The following is a 21,919-nucleotide window of genomic DNA, read 5'->3' as shown; positions in this document are numbered from 1 at the left end:
TTTTTGCGATAAATGTGAAGATTGATCGAGGATTGTGGGTGCTCGCCATCCCAAAATTTTTTTTTGGGTATAATGGAGTCCATGCACAAGAGTTGTGCAGCCACAAGGCGACGCATCCCCACAAAACGGAGATGCCGCTCGCTATTCAAGTAAGGGCTGTCGGAATGCCGACGGCCATCAAGTATCGATGCGTTCGATGCACACGTCTTGCCCAGCCAGGCGCCGCGCGCCTGCTACGGAATTAACCTCCGTGACGCTGGGCGGGGCCTACGCCGCCGTTCCTGCGCGCTGAGTTGCGCGCGCAAGAACGTGTTTGCCACGTTCAATTGGCGGCATGTGGGGTCTGGTCAGGCTGCCGGGGACAGGTTGCGCCAGACGTGAAAATTAACCGTGCGGTAGCGGCTGAGTGAGCCGTATCCGGGCTTTGACGTACTGCGCTTTTTCGCGCGGCGCGTTGTCGTCCCTACCGCCGGAGCCGCGAGCAACATGCCCAGCAGTTTCGCGGGTGACGCGGCTCGACTTTGTGTTTGCACGTCTTATGAAAACTCGGCTATCCCGTGGTCTAGGGACTCTTTTTGCCTTTTTTGTACTGGCCGGCTGCGCCACGCCTCCGGGTGCGAGCGACACGTCCGCGAACGACACGCCGCAACGTACGAAGAACATGCACCTGAGTTCTTTCGGACCGCAATCGTTCGGTAGCGCGCCGGCCTCGAGCCCGAGCACGTCGGACGCACCAGCCCCGTCGCTGGCTGACGCGAAGCCGCTCACCGACGACGGCGTCGACGTTCCGGACTTCCATCAGATTGGACGTGCGTCGTGGTACGGACGCTTCTTCCACGGCCGCCGCACCGCCAACGGCGAGCGTTACGACATGCACGCCCTGACGGCCGCGCATCGTACGCTGCCGCTCGGCTCGTACGTGCGCGTGACCAATCCGGCCAATTCGCGCTCGGTGATCGTACGGATCAACGACCGCGGTCCGTACGCGCGCGGCCGCGTGATCGACCTGTCGATGGCGGCCGCCGGCATGCTCGACATGCGCCACAGCGGCACCGCGCGGGTCAAGATCGAAGGGCTCACGCAGCAGGAAGCGCGTGCCGAGCTGAACGAGACGCTCGCGTCGAACTCGGATTCGAACAAGTGATGTGATGTGACGGCGGTGGTGATGCCGCGTCGGCTGAACCAACCGTCTGTAGACAAGCGAAGGGCCGCGACATGCGGCCCTTTTCTTTTTCTCTTCCGCCTTTTGCCCGCCCGGCTTTGTCCTCAGGTGTCGGGCTTGTCTTCCTTCAGCGCGAGCGCGCGGGTGTACAGCGCGTTGCGCGATGCGCCCGTGAGCGCCGCCGCGACCTTCGCGGCGCTGCTCACCGTCAATTCTTCGAGCAGGATGCCGAGCAGCGCGTCGTGATCGTGCTCGCCGGCCTCTTCGGGCGACGCGCCTTCGACCACCAGCACGAATTCGCCCCGCTGCCGGTTCGCATCGGCGGCGAGCCACGTTGGCCCTTCGGCCAGGGTGCTCTGCTGCAGCGCTTCGTGTAACTTCGTTAGTTCTCGCGCGATCAGCAGACGACGCGTGCCGCCGAACGCATCGGCGAGCGCCTGCACCGTCTCGATGATCCGGTGCGGTGCTTCGTAGAACACCATCGCGTGAGTGTGCTGCGCGAGCGCCTGCAAGGCGGCGGCGCGCGCCTTCGGCTTCGGCGGCAGGAAGCCGAGGAACGAGAACGTCGCGACCCAGTCGCCGGTCGCGCTGAGCGCGGTGGCGAGCGCGCTCGCGCCGGGCAGCGGGACCACCGCGAAGCCGGCCTCGCGCACGGCATCGACGAGCTTGGCCCCCGGGTCCGAGATGCCCGGCGTACCCGCGTCGGACACGTATGCCACACGCTCGCCGGCCTGCAGATACTCGATCACGCGCTGCGCGGCGGCGCGCTCGTTGTGCTGATGCACGGCGACGAGCGGCTTCGAGATACCGTAGCGCGCGAGCAGTTGACCGGTGTTGCGGGTGTCCTCGGCGGCGATGCGATCCGCGAGTCCGAGCACATGCAGCGCGCGCAGCGTGATGTCGGCGATGTTGCCGATCGGCGTGGCCACCACATACAGCGCGGCGGCGGGGTACTGCTGCCCTTGCGCGAGTTCGGAGAGAGGAGTCATGACACGGAAGACACAAACAGACGGAACGAGGCCGACATTGTGCCATGTGGGCTTGCGCGAGCAGGTCGCGCCGAAGACTGCGCAAAAGACGTCCATCAACGTCAGGCCAAAAACCGCCCACAACTTTTCCTGCGCGCACCAGTCCAAATCCGTCGGCGCCGCTTTCGAAGAACGCGCACGAGAGTTTTTGCAGCGCCAGCGTCTGCGCTTCGTCGCGAGCAACGTGACGTGTCGGGGAGGCGAGATCGATCTCGTGATGAGTGATCGCGACGGCGCGCTGGTGTTCGTGGAAGTTCGCGCGCGTGCGCAGCGGCATTACGGCGGTGCTGCCGCGAGCATCGGTTGGCAGAAGCGGCAGCGCATCGTGCGAGCGGCGCGGCACTATCTCGCAACTCGCGCCGCGACGAACCGCGCCCCGCGCGATGAACCCGCGTGCCGTTTCGACGTCGTCGCGTTCGAGAGCGGCAGGCTCGTGTGGTTGCGCGATGCATTTCGCGCCGACGAACTCTGACAGCCAGCGCGGACAACGCGCGTGAGTGCGATAAACTTGCGCTCGCGTGCCGCGCGAGCGCAAGTTTATCGGCGGCCACAGCCTGGCAGTATGCCTTCACAACACGGCCGCACAGTGCGGTCCATTCGCGGTAGAAGATAGAGACTCGATGTCAGTCGAACGCATCCAACAACACTTCCGCGACAGCGCGGCAGTCAAACTCGAAGCCCTGGAAACCCTCTCGATGCCGATCGCCGCCGCGATCGACACGATGTTCGCCGCGCTCGCCAACGGCAATCGCATCCTCGCGTGTGGCAACGGTGGTTCGGCCGCCGACGCGCAGCATTTCGCGGCCGAGCTGATCGGGCGCTTCGAGCGCGAGCGGCCAGGTCTGCCTGCCATTGCGCTCAGCACCGACACCTCCGTGCTCACCGCGATCGCCAACGACTATTCGTTCGAACAGATTTACGCGAAACAGGTCTGGGCGCTCGGTCAGCCCGGCGACGTGTTGCTCGCGATCACCACATCCGGCAATTCCGCGAACGTGCTCGCCGCGATCGAAGCCGCGCATGAGCGCGAAATGATCGTCGTTGCGCTGACCGGCAAGGGCGGCGGACGCGCGCAGGAAGTGCTGAGCGACACAGACATCCACGTATGCGTGCCGTCCGAGCGCACCGCGCGCATCCAGGAAGTGCACCTGCTGACCATCCATTGCCTGTGCGACGGCATCGATGCCATGTTGCTCGGCGAAGATTGAGACTGATTTCGAAGGAGAGCTAGTTGATGAGCGTATTCCGCATCAAGAAGACACTGGTGAGAACCGTGCTCGTGGTCGGGTTCGCGGCGGGGCTGTCGGCCACGCTGCAAGGCTGCTTTCTCGCGGTCGGGGCCGCGGCGGGCGGCGGCGCGCTAATGGCGACCGACCGTCGCACGCTCGGCGCGCAGACCGAGGATCGCGAGATTCAGGTGAAGGCGCTGTCGCAGATCAGCCAGAATCTGCCGGACTCCGCGCACGTGAACGTCACGGTGTTCAACCGCCGCGTGCTGCTGACCGGCGAGGTCGCGGGCGAGGTGTCGAAGCAGCGCGCCGAGAGCATCGTGCGGAACCTGAACAACGTGAATACGATCGTCAATGAACTGGCGATCATGCCGGCGAGCTCGTTCTCGTCGCGCACCAACGACACCTACCTCGAAACGCGCGTGAAGACCGCGCTGATCGCCGAGAAGAACATTTCGGCGAACAACTTCAAGGTCGTGGCCGAGCGCAGCAACGTTTATCTGATGGGCCTTGTCACGATGGATGAGGGCAAAATCGGAGCCGACGTCACGAGTCGCGTGCCGGGCGTCGTGCAGGTCGTGAAGGTGTTCCAGTACATCCAGCCGCAGGAAGCGGAGGCCGCTGCGGCCGCGAGCGCGACGGCGCCGGTGGCCGCCTCGCAGCCCGAGGTTGGTGAGCCGACGGTCGGTGCGATTCCCGATTCGGGGGTGAGCGCGCGACCGCTCGATCAACAGGCGCCGGCGCCGGTTAATTCGTCGACGGCGGTTCGGCCGGGCAATCCGAAGGCGGTGCCTTGATGCGGGGTGTGACGCTTCGCGGGGGTGTGTTCGCGGTTGTGGTCGGTGCGATGGCGGGCACGATGACGTCGGGTGCTTGCGCGGCTGAGGCCGCACTTCGCGGGCAGCAGGTCGCCGCGGCGAATGCGTGCATGGGCTGTCACGCGGTGGATCGCAAGCTGGTCGGACCGTCGTTCCAGCAGGTCGCCGCGAAATATAAGGGTGACGCGCAGGCGCCGGCCAAACTCGCGCGCAAGGTGAAGGACGGGGGCGCCGGCGTATGGGGCATGATTCCGATGCCAGCCCATCAATCGATGAGCGATGCGGATATTCGCACGGTGGTCGACTGGGTGCTCGCGGGCGCGCCGTCCAGATGAGGTTTTCCCGAGACTGGAGGCTTGGCAAAAGGGAAAATGGCTGTGCTAGAATTATTTTCGTTGGGGGGGTAGCTCAGCTGGGAGAGCGTCGCGTTCGCAATGCGAAGGTCGGGAGTTCGATCCTCCTCCTCTCCACCATCACGTATTCCAAGCAGTTCCGTAGAATTCCGCAAACCCCGCGTCCCGTAAGGCTCGCGGGGTTTTTGTTTCCATTCCGGGATTGGGGTTTCCGTTGACAGCCGGGGGCCTTTCAGAGCAGCTTTAGGGGCATCAGGCCAAATTTTCCATGTGGCCAGAATTAGTGCCCCCAAAGCAAGGAGAGGTGTCCCATGCCTCTTACCGATCTGGAAGTTCGCCGGGCTGCGCCTCGCGAGAAGGCATACCGGGTCTCCGACGGCCGCGGAATGTATCTCGAGATTTCTCCGTCTGGCGGCAAGTACTGGCGCCTCAAATATCGATTCAACGACCGGGAGAAGCGGCTGGCGCTGGGCGTCTATCCCGATGTCACGCTCGCCCATGCGCGAAAAAAGCGCGACGAAGCCCGTGCGATGCTTGCCGATGGTATTGATCCCGGCCAGGCCAAGAAGGACAAGAAGCGCCTCGCGCGGCTCAACGCCGCCACCACGTTCGAGGCCGTCGCGCTCGAGTGGTTCGAGCAGCAGACGCCAGGCTGGGCACCCAGCCACTCCGAGAAGATCATGGGGCGACTGAAGAAGGACCTTTTCCCTTGGCTTGGCTCGCGTCCCATTGCCGACATCAGCCCACCTGAAGTCCTTGAAGTGCTGCGCCGTGCCGAGAAGCGCGGTGCTCACGACACCGCACACCGGCTTCAGCAGAACTGCGGTCAGATCTTTCGCTACGCCGTGGTGACCGGACGCGCCATGCGCGACGTCAGCGCCGATTTACGCGGCGCGCTGCGACCCAACCGGCATACCCACTTCGCCTCGATTACGGATCCCGAGAAGGTCGGAGAGATGCTGCGCGCCTTCGATGGCTTTTCCGGGACGCTGGTCGTGCGCGCGGCGCTGCAACTTGCGCCGTTGCTGTTCGTACGACCTGGCGAGTTGAGGCAGGCCGAGTGGGCGCAGATTGATCTGGAACGGCGCGCATGGTCCTTTACTGTTTCGAAGACGAAGACCGAGCATCTGGTCCCGCTGGCCAACCAGGCTGTGGAGATCCTGAAGGAGTTGCAGGCGCAAACCGGCAAATGGCGTTGTGTCTTTCCGGGCCGTGATCGTAGGAAGCCCATGAGCGGCGCGGCGATCAATGCCGCGCTGCAGCGACTGGGCTTCGACACGAAAACCGAGATCACCGGCCACGGATTCCGGGCGATGGCTCGGACCATCCTGCATGAGCGCCTACGATTTCCCGCCGAAGTCATTGAGCACCAGCTGGCGCACCGGGTGCCTGACTCGCTCGGCAGCGCCTACAACCGCACGCGGTTCATCGACGACCGGGTCGTCATGATGCAGGCGTGGGCTGATTACCTGGATCGGCTGAAAGCGGGGGCGGAGGTGGGGCCGATCCGCCCGCGGTGTGTTTGAAGCGGAAGTCCCGGCGCACCGCGTTTGTTGCCGATCCGTGCAGAGTCGTTCGTCACGTTTGATGGAGAGGACTTGTTTTCGGAAAATGTGGAAATTTTGCTGACAACCAGCCGTGGTGTTACTGCACGCTTCCGACGCGATCTTGCACGGTTGAAATCACGTTTAGATTCGTTGTGGTTACGTCCTGCGTACATCTCCGTTCATATCGCCTTCACGTTTATAGATTTTCCATATCCGGTCTGATCTGGAAACTGAACGCATCTTGAACGACCATGGAGCCGGGTTGATTATTTCCGCGCTCCGTCTTTCTGTGAGATGTTGGACCAGTTTGCTGGCGGACTGGACTATTTGCCGGGCGGTTGAGAGAGGTCTTTGTTGTGCCGGGCGCGTTGGAAGTGCCATCCGTACGACGGGCGTTGGCTCGTCGTTTCTTCGTCTCCTGCAGCGCGTAGCGAAGCGCACTGGCGGTCACGTTGATGCCCGCCTGTTTTGCCTGATCGATCAGTTGTTCGACCGAATACCCTTTGGCGCGGGCCGCATCGATGTGGGCGCGCACGTCCGGCATCGCGTCGCGTACCGTAATGCGTCGCTCGGAGGGTGGTTTTTCCGGTAGCGCGTCGAGCAGCCGTGCGAACTCGTCCCATTGGGCTTTCGTGTATGTCTTCGGTGCGGGCATGATGACCTTCCGTTTGCGCTGGTGAGCGGTGTGTCGAACTGATCGTGCATGCCGCTTGTTGGCGCGTCAACGCCGCATTCGTGCGTGGTGTGGACGATGGCGGATTACCTTGGGCGGTAGCGGGACGCCGCGGAACGACGTACTTTTTTCGGTTCGTGGCGGAGGCGCAACGACATCTGTCAAGGCAGTGCTAGCCATGCTACAGAGATGCACGTGAAGTTTGGCGGCATCGCTCACCCGTCGAGCGTGCATGTCACTTTCGCTGCCGCTGAAGATATTTGCCCATGATCACCGCTTAGAATTCGTGGGCGGTGTGGGTTATTGTTGGGTGCGATCGGATTACGCGACGCATGGGACGCGGTTTCTTGTCTCTATCCGCCTTGCGTTTACAAGTGGGGGTCGATGCAGCGCGCATATTGGCGACGCTCTTGGTGACCCGGATTTGCGCCAGTTGGGTAGCGTTCAGGTCTAGTGTGGCGACGTTTGAAAATCCGCGTGCGATTACCGACTCCAGCTGCAGCCCTCGCAGACATCCGACATTCAGGTCGCGGCAGTGGACCGGATCACTACGCAGAAATCGGCCTGCCCAATATGCAGGCTCGATCAATCGACATCCCGCACCATGAGATACGGTGTGCGGTCGAACAAAGGAAGAACAGCGGATTCATGCGGTGCATCCCGCGGACGCATCTGGCCACCTTACGGAAATTCCCAGCCGACCTCGCTGAAAGTGCTTAGCCGGGAGACAAAAAACCGAGATTGAAACGAGTGATGGCAGGATAGGCTAGCGCCGGTTTTCGGCGCCATCTATAAGGCCTGTCGTGTTTGCCCATGGATCGACTCCGCATCGACGTGAGCCTAAGGCCCCGAAAGAACCGGTCGGAAGGAGCGAAATAAGAACTGCATGAGCGCCCCAGCATTGGTCAATGGATAGGCTGGGACGGCGTAGCCGTCCTGAAAGCTGTGCTCGATGAGCATCTATCCCTTGCAGGCCGCCCGCGTCAGAATAGATGTCGCCTAGACAGAATCGTAACTTGGGGCGCAGTGAAGAGAGCGTGGATTGGGGGCGTTACGGACATTCAACGACAGCGCAGTGCCGCGGTTGTTGCCGTCGGAAAGCGCATCAACGGAAGAGGTTGCGCAAGAGATAGATGTGGAGACGCTTGCTCGCTGGCGCAGAGATGCGCCGTCCATGCCCGCTCGTGAGCGGCCATGGACGTTGGTCGCCCGGTTCGAAGCGGTGTTGGGCACGGCAACATGGACGAGACGGCGCGCAATGCCTGGTGCCGTGAGCATGGCGTGTGTCCACCGGAGCTGGGTTAGTGGCGCGCGGCAGCCATCTAGGCGCTGACCGAGCTCGAAGAGGCCGTGCCAGCCAACAACAGACAAAGCTCGATCAGCGTCGCATCAAGGAACTCGAACTCGAACGCGAACTGCGGCGCAAGGAGAAGTCGCTGGGCCGAGGCAGCAGCGCTGCTGGTACTTTCAAAAAAAGTCTGGGCGATCTTCAACACGGACAAGGTCGAGGACGAATGATCGACCTCGAGGATTGCCGGCGGCTGGCCCAGGAAATTGAATCGGCAATTCGCGCTGGCGCACTGTTGCGCTTGATCTGCGAGGTGGTTGGTGCCGCGCGTCAATCAAGGTGAGAGCCGTCTCTCATCCAGATTGTCGCGCCACAGGTTGGAATCGATGAGCGTAGCCTGCAACTCTGGAAGGCTCATTATGGGCTTGCCACAGGCGACGCCCGGTTCCATGCAAGGTTGCGCATGCGCTGAGCCCGGAGGAGCGCGCACAAGTGCTGCATGTAGCCAATGAGCCCCGCTCTGCCGACATGCCGCCGGCGCGTATCGTTCCGATGCGGCTGACGAACCCGTGTACATCGCCAGCGAATCGACCTTCGCACCCGTGCTGCGCGAGCATGGGCAGATGACGCGCAGTGGCCGTGCCAGAGCTCCTTCGAGCGCCCGGCCGACCACGCATGTCGCAACGGCGCCGCGCGAGGTGTACTGCTGGGACATGATGTCTTTGTCGGCAAGGTAACACGTCGATGGTTCCGCCTTTGCCTCAATCTAGACCTGTATGGCCGCAAGGCTGTCGACTGAGAGGTGCACGCTGAAGTATCGTTCGCCACGCGAGTTCAGGTGCAGGACCAGTGCATCAAGTCAAATGTGAGGCAATGTCCGGAGGTGCAGGGGCAAACGCGGCGCATCGCCGCTGGCGATCCCACTTCCGATGTGTGGGGTGCGGATGATGCGGTGTCGGCTGGTTGCGCGTTGGATAACGAACTTGAGCGGGCTGTGGCGGCCAGCGGCTCGGCGCTGCTGCCAGCCATCATCTGGCTGGCAGTCGAAACAGCAATGCGCCCAGGCGAGATTTGGCGATGCGATGGGAGCACGGTGATCACAAGCGCCGAGTAGTTCACCTTCCAGCCACGAAGAACGGCAGCGCGCGCGACGTACCTCGGGCTTCGCGCGCAGTGGCGGTACTTCAATCTCTGAAAGACGCCACTGATCACGCTAAGGAGAAATCCGTTGAAGGCGACGTGGTCGAAATTGCGCGTATTCGGGATTCGCGGCGATGCCGTAACAAGAGCCTTTGAGCGGGCCGTAACGCGCGCCCGCAAGCCTTACGTCGAGAACTGTAAGACGGCCATGCAATGGCCGGATGGCAAGTTTCTGACAGACCTCCGCTTTCACGACTTGCGGCACGAGGCCGCCTCGCGACTAGCTTCGATCTTCCCAATGCGCGAACTGACAAAGATCACGGGCCACAAGGATCCGCGCATGCTTATGCGTTACTACCATCCCAAGGCAGAGATTTGGTGAAGCGTCTCACCTGACTTCGACTGCTAGATAGATGGCTTGACCCCGGGCGAGTTGGATCCAAGCAACCTGCGCTTGTCCCACGAACGCTTGCACGAAGACGCGCCCGGTTCAAAACGACGAGTCGACCGTCGCGACCGCAGTTCCGCTCAATCGCTTAATTTGCATGACAGCAAAAACTGCAAAAAAATCCTTAAAAAACGCTTGACCGCATACTTCGCCGCTGGCAAAGTTGGAGCGTTCTGATGCAGTAGAGAGAATTCTGCGCCAGAAAAGAGAAGGCCCGGTGTTCCACCACCGGGCCTTCACGTCCAAACCGAGCCTAGACTCAGATCCGAACCGCGCGGCGAGCTTCGCCGAAAACAGGATTCGTGTCAATGGCTCACGTCGCATAGAGAATCGACATGAATACAATGGAAATTAATTGTCCCCACTGTGGTGAGGCGTTCGAGTTGACCGAGGCACTTGCGGCGCCACTGCTGCAAGCCGAACGTCAAAAGGTCGACGCCGAGGTCAAGCGTCGACTGCAAGCCGAGGTCACAGCGGCCGCAAGCAAGGCCCGAATGGCAGCCGAGGCGGATGCGGCGGTGAAGATTCGCGCCGCAGAATCGATTGCCGACGAGAGCGCAAAGAAGCTGCGCGAAGCGCAAGCACAGGAGTTGGCAATTCGCCAGGAACGCGAACGCCTCGTACAAGAGAGGGCCGCGATTGAGCTGACTGTTCAGCGCCGTGTCGACGAGGAAGCCGCTCGCGCCTCCAAGGCAGCGCGTGCCGCTGCCGAACACGATTGGAAGGCCCGAATGGCCGCGGCCGAGCAGGATCTGGAGGCGAAGGATGCCAAGCTGCGCCAAGCGGAGCAGGCCGAGATTCATGCCCGGCAGCTCCAGCAACGGGCCGAAGAGGCCGTCCGTCAGGCTGATCTCACTATTGCGCGCCGCGTTGAAGCGGAGAAGGAGCGTATCACGCTTGAAACCCGTAGCGAGGTCGAGCGCAGTTGGCAGGCCAAGTTGCAGTCAGTTGAGGAAACGCTTGCGATGAAGGACGCCAAGCTGCGTGAAGCCGAAAAGGCCGAGATCCAAGCCCGCCAACTGAAGCAGCAGGCCGACGAGGCCCTGCGCCAAGCCGAGCTGACCGTGAGCCGCCGCCTCGACGAGGAGCGCGCGAAGGTGCGCGAGGCGGCGATGCACGAGCGCGACGACGAGCACCGCCTGAAACTCAGCGAGAAAGACAAGCAGCTCGAAGATATGCGCCAGCAGATTGAGGAGCTCCGCCGCAAGGGCGACCGGGCTGCACAACAGCTGGTTGGTGATGTCCTCGAAATCGACCTCCAGGACGTGCTCAGCCGTGCGTTTCCGCACGATCATTTCGAACGCGTCAAGAAGGGCCAGAGCGGCGCCGATCTGCTTCAAACCGTCCGCACCCCGTCCGGCCAACCATGTGGTCGCATTCTGTGGGAAAGCAAGCGCACCAAAAACTGGAGCGACGCATGGCTCGGCAAGTTGCGCGAAGACCAGCGCAGCGTAAAGACCGATCTGGCTGCCCTCATCACTGAAACGCTCCCCGATGGCGTGCAGAACTTTGAGGTAATCGACGGCGTGTGGGTTAGCAGCATTGCGACCATGGCGCCGATGGCCTCGGCACTGCGTCACGGCCTGATCGAAACGGCTCGCGCCCGTGTCGCCGCCGAAGGAGCTGGCACAAAGAAGGACCTCGTCTACGGCTACCTGACCGGCGCAGAGTTCCGCCAGCGAGTGCGCGGCATGGTTGAGCCGATCGTTGAAATGCGTGAAAGCTTGATGAGGGAGAAGGCAATGCTTACCCGCCAGTGGAGCACCCGTGAAAAGCAGCTTGAACGCGCAATGACCAACGTGGCACATATGTACGGCGACATGCACGGTATCGTCGGCAACAGCTTGCCGGCAGTGGAGGGCCTTTCGTTCCTCGCGCTGGACACTCCGTCCGAAACAGCAGCAATGCCCTCCGGCACGGCCGAGCAGTTGGGATTCACTGCCGACCAGACCGACTGAGCCATGTGGAAGCGTTTGGGCGATTTGGCGCACGTGACCACTGGCTTCCCTTTCCGCGGAAAGGTGCTGCCTGAGGAGGGGGGCGACCTTGCGGTGCTGCAGATCAAGGATCTCAGCACCCAAGGCGAGCTCGACCTAGCCACCGCCCTGCGCATCCACAGCAACCCTACGCACCACAAACACTTACTCATGCCCGGCGACGTGTTGCTGCAATCTCGCGGCACGCAGAACCCAGTCGCCGTGTTTGACGGCTCCACTGGTGCTATTGCTGCGCTCGGGCTGCACGTCATCCGGCTTCAGCCGAATGTCCTGCGGCCCGAATTCCTCTTCTGGTATCTGAACCACCCGAAGACCCAAGAGCGACTACGCGACGTGGCTCGCGGCAGTACGGTCGCATTTATCGCCAAAAGCGACGTAGAGGACTTCACTGTGCCCGTCCCGCCCTTGGCGCTTCAGGCACAAGTAATCACTGTGGATCGCCTGCGCCGCCAAGAGCGCCTTCTGGCAGCCCAAGCGGACCGTCTCCGCAATGAATATATCGACACCGTGATGTGGCAGGCCGCCTCATCCGACCGAATCAATAAGGCTTGAAAATGTCTGACCAGAAAACCATTAACGACGTCGTCTGGCGCGCCTGCGACACGTTCCGCGGCACCATTGACCCGTCGCAGTACAAGGACTACATCCTTGTGATGCTGTTCGTGAAGTACCTCTCGGACATGCGCCGAGAAAAGCTCCACGAGTACACGCAACGCTACTCCGGTGATGCCGAGCGCATCGAACGGGCCATGGGTCGCGAGCGCTTTGTGTTGCCGGAGGAGTGCGACTTCGAGCACCTGCATGCCATGCGCAGCGAAGCCAACATCGGTGAACGTATCAACATCGCGCTGCAGAAGATTGAAGATACGAACAAGAGCAAGCTTGAGGGCGTCTTTCGAAACATTGACTTCAACTCCGAGGCAAACCTTGGCGAGACCAAGGAGCGCAACGCCCGGCTGAAGCACCTGCTCGAAGATTTTGCCGACGACCGACTGGACCTTCGCCCGTCAAAGGTCGGGGCGCGCGACGTCATCGGCGATGTCTATGAGTACCTGATCGGTAACTTCGCATCGGACTCCGGTAAAAAAGGCGGCGAGTTCTATACGCCGGCAGAGGTTTCGCGTCTACTGGCAGCCATCGTCGCGCCTAAGGCCGGCGATCGCATTTGCGATCCTTGTTGTGGCTCGGGGTCGCTACTGATCCGTGCGGCCAGAGAAGTCGGTTCCGACAACTTCTCGGCGTACGGACAGGAACTCAACGGCACCACTTGGGCGCTGTGCCGCATGAACATGTTCCTCCATGGGCTCGACACCGCTCGCATTGAGCGCGGCGACACGATCCGCAACCCAAAGCTCGCCGAGGACGATGCACTGATGCATTTCAATGTAGTGGTTGCGAACCCACCGTTCTCGCTTGATAAGTGGGGCGAGGACACGGCGACGAGCGACAGATACAAGCGCTTTTGGCGTGGCACCCCGCCCAAAAGTCGCGGGGACTACGCCTTCGTATCGCACATGGTAGAGACGATGACCGAGACTGACGGGCGTGTGGGCGTCGTTTTACCGCACGGCGTCCTATTTCGCGGCGGATCCGAAGGTCTGATCCGACGCCGTTTCGTCGAAGAAAACCTATTGGACGGCGTGATCGGGCTGCCTGCCAACCTGTTTTTCGGTGTCGGCATCCCCGCCGCTCTGATGTTCTTCCGTCGTAATAAGGCGGACAAGAACGTGTTCTTCATCGACGCGAGCCGAGAGTTCGCGGAAGGCAAGAATCAAAACAGGTTGCGGCAAGAGGACATCGACAGGATCGTCGCGACTTGGCGTGCGCGAAAGGAGGTACCTAAGTACGCCCACTTGGCGACGACGGAAGAGATCGCAGGGAATGACTACAACTTAAACATCCCGCTCTACGTAGATACGTACGAGGAGGAAGCGCCAGTCGACCTAGTCGCGGTGAAAGCCGAAATATCCCGTATTGAGTCCGAACTCGCGACGACACGCGCACAGCTTGCAGCAGCACTAAGGGAGCTGAACCTATGACTGCACCATGGCCTCTCGTCCCCCTCCGGAAAGTTGTCGGAAGTCTGAGCGCCGGAGTCAGCGTTAATTCCGTCAATGAAGCAGTTCAGAGTGATACTGAGATTGGTGTGCTCAAAGTGAGTTGCGTGAGCCGAGGACGGTTCCTTCCGAACGAAAACAAGAAGGTGGTATCTCACGAAATCTCCCGTGTGGCCGAAAGCCCCAAGGCTGGAGATATCATCATCAGCCGCGCAAACACGTTTGACTTGGTCGGCGCTTCTGGCTACGTGGATCAGGATCATCCGAACCTCTTTCTTTCCGACAAGTTGTGGCGGTTACGACTTGCACAACCAACTCACGATTCTCCACGTTGGCTTATTGCGTTCCTCAATTCCGATCGGATGCGCCGCGATCTTTATCGACGAGCAACCGGCACCAGCGGGAGCATGAAGAACATCTCGAAAGAGTCACTTCTTGCCATAGAAATTGCACGTCCACCTGCCGATGTCCAAGCACTGCTTGGTGACGTTTTCGCACACTTCGAAGCACTCGACAGAACGCTAGAAGAGTTGCTGGCGGCTAAGCGCACCTTCAAGCGCGGCCTCATGCAACAACTCTTAACAGGTGAGAGTCGTTTTCCCGGCAGTCGCCAAAATAAATGGCGGACCGCTACAGTCGGGGAAATTGTCGTGTCGACGCGAAGGAAGGTTCCGAAGCCACGGAGCGCTTTCCTCTCGGCTGGTGTCCGGAGCCATGGTAAGGGTGTGTTTCTGAAGGAGCAATTCCAACCAGAGGGAATCGCGTTGGATGAACTCTTTGAGCTCAGAGCCAGGGACCTCGTCGTCAACATTACGTTCGGCTGGGAGGGAGCCTTAGCAATCGTTCCTCTCGCCGCAGACGGTGCCCTTGTCTCCCATCGATTTCCCACTTTCGAGATCGACGAAACCAAGGTGCTCGTTGACTATATGCGCCACATTATCCGAACTCGGCGCTTTGTCTTCGCTGTAGGAGTTGCCTCGCCCGGTGGAGCTGGGCGAAATAGAGTCCTGAATACACAAGCGTTCTTCGATATTCCTCTCAGGCTACCGAGTCTTGATGAGCAGCATCGCATCGCGGAACTGTTGAACGCGCTTGACCGCGAGATCGACTTGATATCGGCGCAGCGAAAACAAACGGACGCGTACAAGCGTGGTCTGCTTTCGCGCATACTCGCTGGCGAAATCGTCGTCCCATGACATATATACCTGACGATACCCCGGTTTCCACTGAAGACCAGGTGTCTCAGCTGCCCGCGGCCCACCTGCTGCAAAAGCTGGGTTGGGTATTGCTCACACCCGCACAAGCCGTCCAGTTGCGCGGCGGCCGCAAGTCTCGAGTATTGTTGCGCTTGATTCTTGAACAGCAGTTAGCGACGATCAACGCGTTCGAGTTCGGCGGTCGCACACACACGTTTGACCGCGCCGCTATCGAAGAGGCAATCCGTGCACTCGAGAATCTGCCCGACGACGGATTGGTGCGCACAAACGAGCGGGTGTGGCACCTTCTACGCTTGGGCAAGGGTATCCCACAGACCGTCGACGGAGATACCAAAAGCTTCCAACTACAGTACATCGACTGGGACCACCCGGAGCGTAACGTCTACCACGTGGCCGATGAGTTTGAGGTCGAGGCCGGCGGTACCACCGACACACGTCGACCCGACCTAGTGCTTTTCGTGAATGGAATTCCATTCGTCGTCATCGAATGTAAGCGTTCGACCCTACCACCTGGCAAGGTGCCGATCGACGAAGCGATCAGTCAGATGCTCCGGAATCAAGGGCCATCTGAGATTCCGCGTCTTTTCCATTACGCCCAACTCCTGCTGGCGCTGGCCGTAAACGAGGCAAGCTACGCTGCTGCCGGCACCTCCGCCAAGTTCTGGCAGACGTGGCGAGAGCAATCCGATGAGAGTCCAGCGATCGAGGCATTGATGGCTGAACCACTGACGCAAGATCAACAAGCCGCAACGTTCGACGCGGGAGACCATCGATTCGGCGGTTCGGTTTCCAGTGCCGAGGCGGCTGGCCTCTGGTGGGAAAGCCAGTTTGCGGCCGGGCGATCCGCCTCCGCGCAGGATCGTCTTCTCTATGCGCTTTGCCGCCCACGCCGGCTCCTGGAGCTGAGTCGTCGTTTCACTATATTCGATGCGGGCGTCCGCAAGGTCGCCCGATATCAGCAGTACTTCGCGATTAAGGCGATCGTCGACCGAATTTCAACCCTCGACGTGGACGGGGTACGTGCCGGCGGGGTGGTGTGGCATACGCAAGGCAGCGGCAAATCGCTCACGATGGTAATGCTTGCTGAGACGATCTTGGAAAGCTTCGCTGTCCTCAATCCTCGGATCCTGTTGGTGACAGACCGGGTAGATCTTGACGACCAGATCTACGGGACCTTCAAGGGTGCCAATGTCGAGATCACGCAGGCTACGACTGGCCGCCACTTGCTGGAACTGCTGGACAGTCCTCGGACGCAAGTGATCACAACTCTCATTCACAAGTTCGAAACGGCGCTGAAGGGCCGGTCCAAGACGCTCGACAGCGCCGACATCTTTGTCCTAGTGGATGAAAGCCACCGCTCGCAATCAGGCCAGTTCCACGCCGCGATGCGGAGAGTGCTACCCAAAGCCTGCTTCATTGGCTTCACAGGCACACCGATTTTCTCGGGCGACTTACCAACCGTGCAGAGATTTGGGGGCTTAATCGGTGAGCCATACACGATCGACAAGGCGGTGGCCGATGGCGCTGTCGTACCGCTTATGTACGAGGGTAGATATGTCCATCAGCAGGTCGACCAGATTTCAATCGACGAGTGGTTCAAGCGCTACACCTCAGGGCTGACCGATCTGCAACGCGCTGACCTGAAGCGCAAGTACTCCTCCGCTGGCCAGCTGAACCGCACAGAACAAAAAATCAGGGCAATCGCTTGGGACATCAGCACCCACTACGCCACTAACTTTCACGGCACCGGGCTAAAGGGACAGTTGGTCGCACCGTCGAAAGCAGACGCCCTGCTCTACAAGCGCTTTCTCGACGAGTTCAGAATGATCGCGAGCGAAGTTCTGATCTCCCCGCCGGACACCCGTGAAGGTTTCGACGACGTCGACGAGCGGGCGAACATCGGACGCCCAGACGTCGTCGAATTCTGGGCGCATATGATGAAGCGCTTCGGTTCTGACGAGCGCTACCAGAAGGATCTGATCGAGCGCTTCAAGAACGCCGACGAGCCCGAAATCATTATCGTGGTGGACAAGCTGCTGACGGGCTTCGATGCGCCGCGCAATGGTGTCTTGTACTTGACCCGATCGCTCAAGGATCACACCCTGTTGCAGGCTATCGCCCGTGTAAACCGGGTATATGAGGGAAAGGACTACGGACTGATCGTCGATTATTACGGGATCATCGACCATCTCGGCGAAGCGCTTGAGGTATACACAGCAAGCAAGGAGGAGCTGAAAGCTCACCTCGAATTCGTCCTGACCGACATCGATAAAGGCTGGCAGAACCTTGACCAGTTGCACTCACAAATCTGGGAAACGTTCAAACAAGTCCGGAACAAAAGCGATCAGGAAGCCATGGAGAAAGCCGTGGCGGACCCCGAGTTGCGCCAACACTTTTATGTGCGGCTATCACGCTTCGCTCGAACCCTCAAATTGGCTACGGCTAGCGTAGACTTCCATGAACAGACGCCGTCTGAGAAGATAGAGCGCTATCGGAAAGACCTGCGCTACTTCATGGGCCTTCGCGCATCAGTGGCTCGACGCTACGCCGAGTCGGTCGATTTCAAACAGTACCAGGCCGCCATTCAGAAGTTGCTAGACACCTACATCGGCGCCGGCCAAGTGGAGACCATCGTCGAGCCAGTGGATATCTTTGATCGTGATGCGTTTCGGCGGGAAGTCGAACAGCATGCTAGCCCCGAGGGTCAAGCGGAGGTCATTGCGAACCGTGTGCGAAAGACAATCACTGAACGTCTGGAGGAAGACCCCGTTTTCTATCAGCGGTTTTCGGAACTGATCGACCGAACGTTGAGGGAGTACGAAGAGCAACGGTTTGAGCAACTTGAACTACTCAGACGCATGAACGACATCGCGGACCGTGTCCGCGAACGACGAGCGTTCGATGACGTGCCGGAGCGACTGCGCGATAAGGACATCGCCAAGGCATACTTTGACATCGTTCAGCAGCAGCTGGGCGAAGCGAAGCCCGCGTTACCGCGCGAGGTGGCCGCTGATGCAGCCCTGATGATCGACGAAATTGTTCGGTCGAAGCGGAAGGTCGACTGGACGCTGGACATGGACATCCAGAATCAGATGCGGATCGCAATCGAAGACGGACTGTTTGCATTAAAACAGAAGGATGGGCTCGATTTGGACTTCAAGACAATCGATCACATCCTCGACCGCTGCATCGACGTGGCTAAGCGGAGGATACCGTGACCTTGGGCGAGACGCGGTCGGTTGAAGCGAGCGGCCAGACTGTAAAATTTCAACTCAAGCGGTCAGAACGGCGGACGTTGTCGATCTCGGTTGAGCCGGATCGACGTGTCGTGGTGACCGCGCCGGTCAACGCGTCCGCTGAACTGATTGATTTAAAAGTACTCCGCCGGGTGCTATGGATTCGACAGCAGCAGAGGTATTTCGAAGCACTGCCCCCCCCCATACCTGTCCGTCGCTGGTTGAATGGGGAGACTCACCGGTACTTAGGTCGGCAGTACCGACTGAAAGTCTGTACTGCACCGAAAGTATCAGTTCGACTGGTGGGGCGGTTCTTCGTCGTCGAAGTGCCCGATCTAGGCGATGCACGATCTGTCGAAAAAGCGATGTTAGATTGGTATAGGGCTCATGCGCGTGCAGAGCTGCAAGAGCGGATGCGGCGCTTGCTGGAATCATCCACGTGGCTACGGTTGCGTGCGCCGCCTCAACTAACCGTGAGACGGATGCGGCTTCGTTGGGGTAGTACGACTTCCAGCGGCCGCATTTTCCTCAATACTGAGCTGGTGAAGCTACCTCTCGGTTGCATTGACTACGTCATCGCCCACGAGCTAGCACATCTCAAGGTTCCAAACCACGGACGACTGTTTTGGCGCCTACTTGGTAGGCTGTACCCTGAATGGAAAACATGGCGCGAAAAGCTGAGTCTCCAGGAAGTGTAGTGCCATATTTTGAAAGCCCTTTGCCGTGTCGCCTTGCCCGACCCTGGCCGTCCGACGGGTGTGCCGCGGATCGATGCGGGTCATCGCGCCGGTAACCGCCGGATACTGAAACGAAGTCCTTCGCCCAGCAGGTTGAATACCGTTTCACCCTCGTCGCTCAGAGGATTCGACAAGACTTCGAGTTTGGCGCATTCAGGCTGTTCTGAAATTTCCGACTCGCCAAGTTCAAATGCACATGGATCACCCTGGCCAGATTTAAAGGTTGATGCTCGGATGCCGTTATAAACCGTGGAGCTTGGTCTTGAAGAACTGATGTTATACGAATCGCATAACAATCAATATAGCGCCTGGCGAGTTTGTATAGACCGAACCATGTAGGAGCGAATGTACGTAATGGCTCGTCCGGTGCCGGCGAGGGCCGCGCGAGTCTAGGGGCTGTCGTTATCTCACGCCGTGAGCGATTTTGCAAGGCGCGCGAGTCGTTCTAGATGCCCCCGACTTCCGAAAACACTAACACAAAACGCAGAAATGATAGATTGCAGGAAATTCCATTAACATGAAAAAGTTAATTTTCTCACTTTTTTAGGTATTCTTTCAAACTCTCTCTACGCTGAAGATTTTTCCTGTCCCGAAATGCCGTCTGCGGTTACGTCGGTGAACCACGATGTGCGATCAGAAATAGACGCTGCCGCTGGGTCGATTGGGAGGGTTAAGGCAGGCGAAGTAACTGTCAAGACGGATGTCGTTGCGAAGAATCTGTGGGAGAAATTCCCCAACGTGGATAAGACGCTGTCCATACAAATAGTGGCCTCGACCTACTGCTCAATGCTTAAGAAGAGCAATCTGAACGATAGGGAACGACTCTCACGGTGGGAAAAATTTCAGACGGGATACTGCACCTCGGAAGTCGAGACGAAACATCATCCACGGGCGGGAAGTTAAGCCTCTCTGATCGTCTTCTTCTTGACGAAAATCCGACGAAGCTCAGAGTCTCAAAAGTAGCGTTAGAGAAATGGGTTGGCGATGCTGAACCATATGTCACGCTGCAAATTGAGAACGTTTCAAAGCGAACGGCGCTGCGTGTAAGGCCATTTCTCTCAGCGGATACACGATGGAAATTCGAACCTACCCGGACCTCTTCACTATTTAAGACGGGTGTATCAATTGACGCCGGGGAGATCACTCTGTATCCGGTTGCACCAATTACCGCTTTTGTCGAAAAGGTGCGGCCACCGTGCAACGGTTGCTCTCTTATTGGCGTCGGGTTGACGCCGTTCCCTCCCGACGAAATTAAGGCTGCCGCGTGTCAAGGCGGGAGCGAAGAAGGGTCATGCAACACAGGCTTCTTGACGGTCCCCTTCGGCATCAATCTTGAATACCGAAGCATATTTGATCAAACCCAATCACAGTTTTTTGCTGCGTTCGCGTACTTCCTAAGCCTTTAGCACCTTACGACCGCGATGGCAGGCGCTGCTTCACCCCTCTCGCATTCCTCTCTCATTCACATTTCTGGTTCCGGTCCGCCTCAATTGGAAGGTCGACGCCCTATTCGATCATAGGACTGTTGCCAGTCCAGACTCGGCCTGAACTCGACGAGAACGCCGAGTGGTGTTCGCTACAGACGAATCCGCTCCACCTCACCCAGAGTGTGTCACCCTGTGAACCTTGACCTGCGCCGGAGCTTGCCTAGCAGCAGACCGGTTTCACCTGCATTTCGTTTCCATGCGGTGCCGTGGAGGGGATTCGTCGCCGCGTGCCGCAGCTCAGGTCGCCCATTCGCTATAAGAGCGGTCTACTGGTAGTCACCTGCCAGTTCTTCGACGCACGCGGACAAAAGGTGTCGGCTCATCGTGACGCAAACATTCTAATACATGCAATTTTCGGTTCGCTGATCGCTCGTAGGGAGTTCCTTGGTCAAGACGAGAAAGACAACGCCTATGAATTCGTACCGTCGGCGGTGAAACATTCATAGCTTGAGCCGTTGGTAATTTCTCTATAGTGTGGCTGCGAGGGCATAGCTTCGACGAAATGCGTGCCGCGAATACGTTCAACCTGTCAGAGCTGATGCCAATGCGACCCTGCATGCAAATTAGGCTGTGGCGATTGCTCTGTCCTCTCTCGGATACAACGTTTCCGTCTCCGATCGTGTCCCGGTAAAGGGATCTCGCGCTACCGTGGGGCGCACACTTTCGACACGGACTGCCCCATGGAGCTATGCATCTCTCGTACTATCGTCCGGTGAGATCTGAGATGGCGCATAACGCTTTAATGCTGAAAGACCAGTAGCTCAGAGAGCATCACTGGACCGACTAGATTGGAATGCGAAACCAGCCTACCGATGATGTTCCTCTACCGCGGCCTCTAAGTTTTCGAAAAAGGTCTTCATCGCCGCGAAGGCGCTGGATACGAAGTTCTCACGCGGTAACATGCCTGCCACGTTCCACTCGCCGTGTGCGAAGCAATTTCGCAACCCGCGCTCCCGTTCGATAAGTTCCAGAACGGTCGAGGGCACATCGAAGTTAAGTCCCACACTGTACTTTAAAAATTCGATAAAGCCATGAATCTTTCCCAAGCTGTGGTTTTTCTTAACGTATTGAATAGCCGACGCTGAATCGATCGCTACATCTTCCGCGACAACGCGCAGGGCACGCTCAAAGAACGCAAATACTATAAGCGATTCGGCGACGGTACAGAGAGGACCCTGGACATAACGAGCATCTGGGAGCAAGGAGTCTTCGATACTATTTAAAACGTCTCGACTGATATCGCCGAATTCTTCGTGTTCGTATCTTTTTCCGCCTAGCAGGCTGTTGAATTTGGGTCCCGTGTAGACGGGGTTTGAGGGACGGGCGTTATGGATATCGTGTTCATGATCTTTGGCAGCGGATGCGATGCGCGGAATGGATGAGATGCAGGAACCCCTGTTCACGACGGTCAAGCTCGAGGACTTCGTCCCGGCAGATCACCCGTTGCGACCGATCCGGTTGCTGGTGAATGACGCGTTGAAACGGCTCAACGGGCTGTTCAG

General features: G+C 59.1%; 17 protein-coding genes, 1 tRNA gene and 1 pseudogene. 15 read left to right on the top strand and 4 right to left on the bottom strand.

From position 1 onward, the window contains the following. Nucleotides 1-538: 538 nt before the first annotated feature. Nucleotides 539-1,144, top strand: a complete 606-nt coding sequence (locus tag AB4Y34_RS18175) for a septal ring lytic transglycosylase RlpA family protein (RefSeq protein ID WP_176122309.1) — start codon at nt 539-541, stop codon at nt 1,142-1,144. Between the two features lie 122 nt (nt 1,145-1,266). Here AB4Y34_RS18175 and rsmI read toward each other — a convergent pair whose 3' ends face one another. Then, on the bottom strand, nt 1,267-2,151 hold the full coding sequence (rsmI, locus tag AB4Y34_RS18170) for a 16S rRNA (cytidine(1402)-2'-O)-methyltransferase (protein WP_368716787.1): 885 nt from the start codon (nt 2,149-2,151) through the stop codon (nt 1,267-1,269). On the opposite strand from rsmI, the gene AB4Y34_RS18165 reads away from it, so the two are divergent. The 6 genes from AB4Y34_RS18165 (at nt 2,150) to AB4Y34_RS18140 (ending at nt 6,116) form a co-directional block, all read left to right on the top strand. Continuing rightward, nucleotides 2,150-2,662: a YraN family protein gene (locus tag AB4Y34_RS18165; protein ID WP_368716786.1), complete on the top strand. Its 513-nt coding sequence runs from the start codon at nt 2,150-2,152 to the stop codon at nt 2,660-2,662. The genes rsmI and AB4Y34_RS18165 overlap by 2 nt on opposite strands. A gap of 148 nt (nt 2,663-2,810) precedes the next feature. Beyond that, nucleotides 2,811-3,398 carry a phosphoheptose isomerase gene (locus tag AB4Y34_RS18160; protein ID WP_176122307.1) on the top strand — a complete coding sequence of 196 codons (588 nt, stop codon included), beginning with the start codon at nt 2,811-2,813 and terminating at the stop codon, nt 3,396-3,398. A 26-nt stretch (nt 3,399-3,424) separates the two neighbouring features. Then, nucleotides 3,425-4,216 (top strand): BON domain-containing protein, encoded by a 792-nt coding sequence (locus AB4Y34_RS18155; protein WP_176367406.1) that lies wholly within the window; start codon nt 3,425-3,427, stop codon nt 4,214-4,216. Then, on the top strand, nt 4,216-4,572 hold the full coding sequence (locus tag AB4Y34_RS18150) for a c-type cytochrome (RefSeq protein ID WP_368716849.1): 357 nt from the start codon (nt 4,216-4,218) through the stop codon (nt 4,570-4,572). Before AB4Y34_RS18155 ends, AB4Y34_RS18150 begins: the two co-directional genes overlap by 1 nt. Before the next feature lie 62 nt (nt 4,573-4,634). Continuing rightward, nucleotides 4,635-4,710 (top strand) — tRNA-Ala (locus AB4Y34_RS18145). Nucleotides 4,711-4,901: 191 nt separating this feature from the next. After that, nucleotides 4,902-6,116, top strand: a complete 1,215-nt coding sequence (locus tag AB4Y34_RS18140; RefSeq protein ID WP_368716785.1) for a tyrosine-type recombinase/integrase — start codon at nt 4,902-4,904, stop codon at nt 6,114-6,116. A gap of 217 nt (nt 6,117-6,333) precedes the next feature. On the opposite strand, the gene AB4Y34_RS18135 is transcribed toward AB4Y34_RS18140, so the two are convergent. Together AB4Y34_RS18135 and AB4Y34_RS18130 are read right to left on the bottom strand one after the other, a co-directional pair. Continuing rightward, nucleotides 6,334-6,792: a hypothetical protein gene (locus AB4Y34_RS18135; protein WP_368716784.1), complete on the bottom strand. Its 459-nt coding sequence runs from the start codon at nt 6,790-6,792 to the stop codon at nt 6,334-6,336. Nucleotides 6,793-8,132: 1,340 nt separating this feature from the next. Continuing rightward, nucleotides 8,133-8,432, bottom strand: a complete 300-nt coding sequence (locus AB4Y34_RS18130) for a hypothetical protein (protein ID WP_368716783.1) — start codon at nt 8,430-8,432, stop codon at nt 8,133-8,135. Between the two features lie 894 nt (nt 8,433-9,326). Here AB4Y34_RS18130 and AB4Y34_RS18125 point away from each other — a divergent pair. From AB4Y34_RS18125 to AB4Y34_RS18095, 7 genes are all read left to right on the top strand, one after another. After that, nucleotides 9,327-9,620, top strand: coding sequence for a tyrosine-type recombinase/integrase (locus AB4Y34_RS18125; RefSeq protein ID WP_368716782.1), 294 nt, complete (start codon nt 9,327-9,329; stop codon nt 9,618-9,620). A 401-nt stretch (nt 9,621-10,021) separates the two neighbouring features. Beyond that, a complete protein-coding gene (locus AB4Y34_RS18120) occupies nt 10,022-11,644 on the top strand; it encodes a DUF2130 domain-containing protein (protein ID WP_368716781.1) in 1,623 nt (540 codons plus the stop codon). A gap of 3 nt (nt 11,645-11,647) precedes the next feature. Next, nucleotides 11,648-12,235 carry a restriction endonuclease subunit S gene (locus AB4Y34_RS18115; protein WP_368716780.1) on the top strand — a complete coding sequence of 196 codons (588 nt, stop codon included), beginning with the start codon at nt 11,648-11,650 and terminating at the stop codon, nt 12,233-12,235. Between the two features lie 2 nt (nt 12,236-12,237). After that, nucleotides 12,238-13,722: a type I restriction-modification system subunit M gene (locus AB4Y34_RS18110; RefSeq protein WP_368716779.1), complete on the top strand. Its 1,485-nt coding sequence runs from the start codon at nt 12,238-12,240 to the stop codon at nt 13,720-13,722. Next, nucleotides 13,719-14,936: a restriction endonuclease subunit S gene (locus AB4Y34_RS18105; RefSeq protein ID WP_368716778.1), complete on the top strand. Its 1,218-nt coding sequence runs from the start codon at nt 13,719-13,721 to the stop codon at nt 14,934-14,936. Before AB4Y34_RS18110 ends, AB4Y34_RS18105 begins: the two co-directional genes overlap by 4 nt. Nucleotides 14,937-14,977: 41 nt before the next feature. Then, the gene (locus AB4Y34_RS18100; protein WP_368716777.1) at nt 14,978-18,175 is read left to right on the top strand and encodes a type I restriction endonuclease subunit R; all 3,198 of its coding nucleotides are present in this window, start codon (nt 14,978-14,980) and stop codon (nt 18,173-18,175) included. Continuing rightward, the gene (locus AB4Y34_RS18095; protein WP_368716776.1) at nt 18,172-18,891 is read left to right on the top strand and encodes a M48 family metallopeptidase; all 720 of its coding nucleotides are present in this window, start codon (nt 18,172-18,174) and stop codon (nt 18,889-18,891) included. The genes AB4Y34_RS18100 and AB4Y34_RS18095 overlap by 4 nt, the downstream gene beginning before the upstream one ends. Before the next feature lie 2,332 nt (nt 18,892-21,223). On the opposite strand, the gene AB4Y34_RS18090 is transcribed toward AB4Y34_RS18095, so the two are convergent. Then, a complete protein-coding gene (locus AB4Y34_RS18090; RefSeq protein WP_368716857.1) occupies nt 21,224-21,820 on the bottom strand; it encodes a hypothetical protein in 597 nt (198 codons plus the stop codon). Here AB4Y34_RS18090 and AB4Y34_RS18085 point away from each other — a divergent pair. Further along, nucleotides 21,792-21,919: pseudogene (locus tag AB4Y34_RS18085) on the top strand (IS5/IS1182 family transposase); the annotation flags it as partial. The gene AB4Y34_RS18090 and the pseudogene AB4Y34_RS18085 overlap by 29 nt on opposite strands.

The organism is Paraburkholderia sp. BR10954 (genome assembly GCF_040965775.1).
Classification (GTDB): domain Bacteria; phylum Pseudomonadota; class Gammaproteobacteria; order Burkholderiales; family Burkholderiaceae; genus Paraburkholderia; species Paraburkholderia youngii.
This window is presented reverse-complemented; position numbering and strand designations above follow the sequence as displayed.

What these genes read in the sequence shown, in the direction of transcription:
- AB4Y34_RS18135 (WP_368716784.1), bottom strand. Translation starts at nt 6,792, where the DNA reads ATGCCCGCACCGAAGACATACACGAAAGCCCAATGGGACGAGTTCGCA.
- AB4Y34_RS18110 (WP_368716779.1), top strand. Translation starts at nt 12,238, where the DNA reads ATGTCTGACCAGAAAACCATTAACGACGTCGTCTGGCGCGCCTGCGAC.
- AB4Y34_RS18115 (WP_368716780.1), top strand. Translation starts at nt 11,648, where the DNA reads ATGTGGAAGCGTTTGGGCGATTTGGCGCACGTGACCACTGGCTTCCCT.
- AB4Y34_RS18105 (WP_368716778.1), top strand. Translation starts at nt 13,719, where the DNA reads ATGACTGCACCATGGCCTCTCGTCCCCCTCCGGAAAGTTGTCGGAAGT.
- AB4Y34_RS18150 (WP_368716849.1), top strand. Translation starts at nt 4,216, where the DNA reads ATGCGGGGTGTGACGCTTCGCGGGGGTGTGTTCGCGGTTGTGGTCGGT.
- AB4Y34_RS18120 (WP_368716781.1), top strand. Translation starts at nt 10,022, where the DNA reads ATGAATACAATGGAAATTAATTGTCCCCACTGTGGTGAGGCGTTCGAG.
- rsmI (WP_368716787.1), bottom strand. Translation starts at nt 2,151, where the DNA reads ATGACTCCTCTCTCCGAACTCGCGCAAGGGCAGCAGTACCCCGCCGCC.
- AB4Y34_RS18175 (WP_176122309.1), top strand. Translation starts at nt 539, where the DNA reads ATGAAAACTCGGCTATCCCGTGGTCTAGGGACTCTTTTTGCCTTTTTT.
- AB4Y34_RS18155 (WP_176367406.1), top strand. Translation starts at nt 3,425, where the DNA reads ATGAGCGTATTCCGCATCAAGAAGACACTGGTGAGAACCGTGCTCGTG.
- AB4Y34_RS18165 (WP_368716786.1), top strand. Translation starts at nt 2,150, where the DNA reads ATGACACGGAAGACACAAACAGACGGAACGAGGCCGACATTGTGCCAT.
- AB4Y34_RS18160 (WP_176122307.1), top strand. Translation starts at nt 2,811, where the DNA reads ATGTCAGTCGAACGCATCCAACAACACTTCCGCGACAGCGCGGCAGTC.
- AB4Y34_RS18140 (WP_368716785.1), top strand. Translation starts at nt 4,902, where the DNA reads ATGCCTCTTACCGATCTGGAAGTTCGCCGGGCTGCGCCTCGCGAGAAG.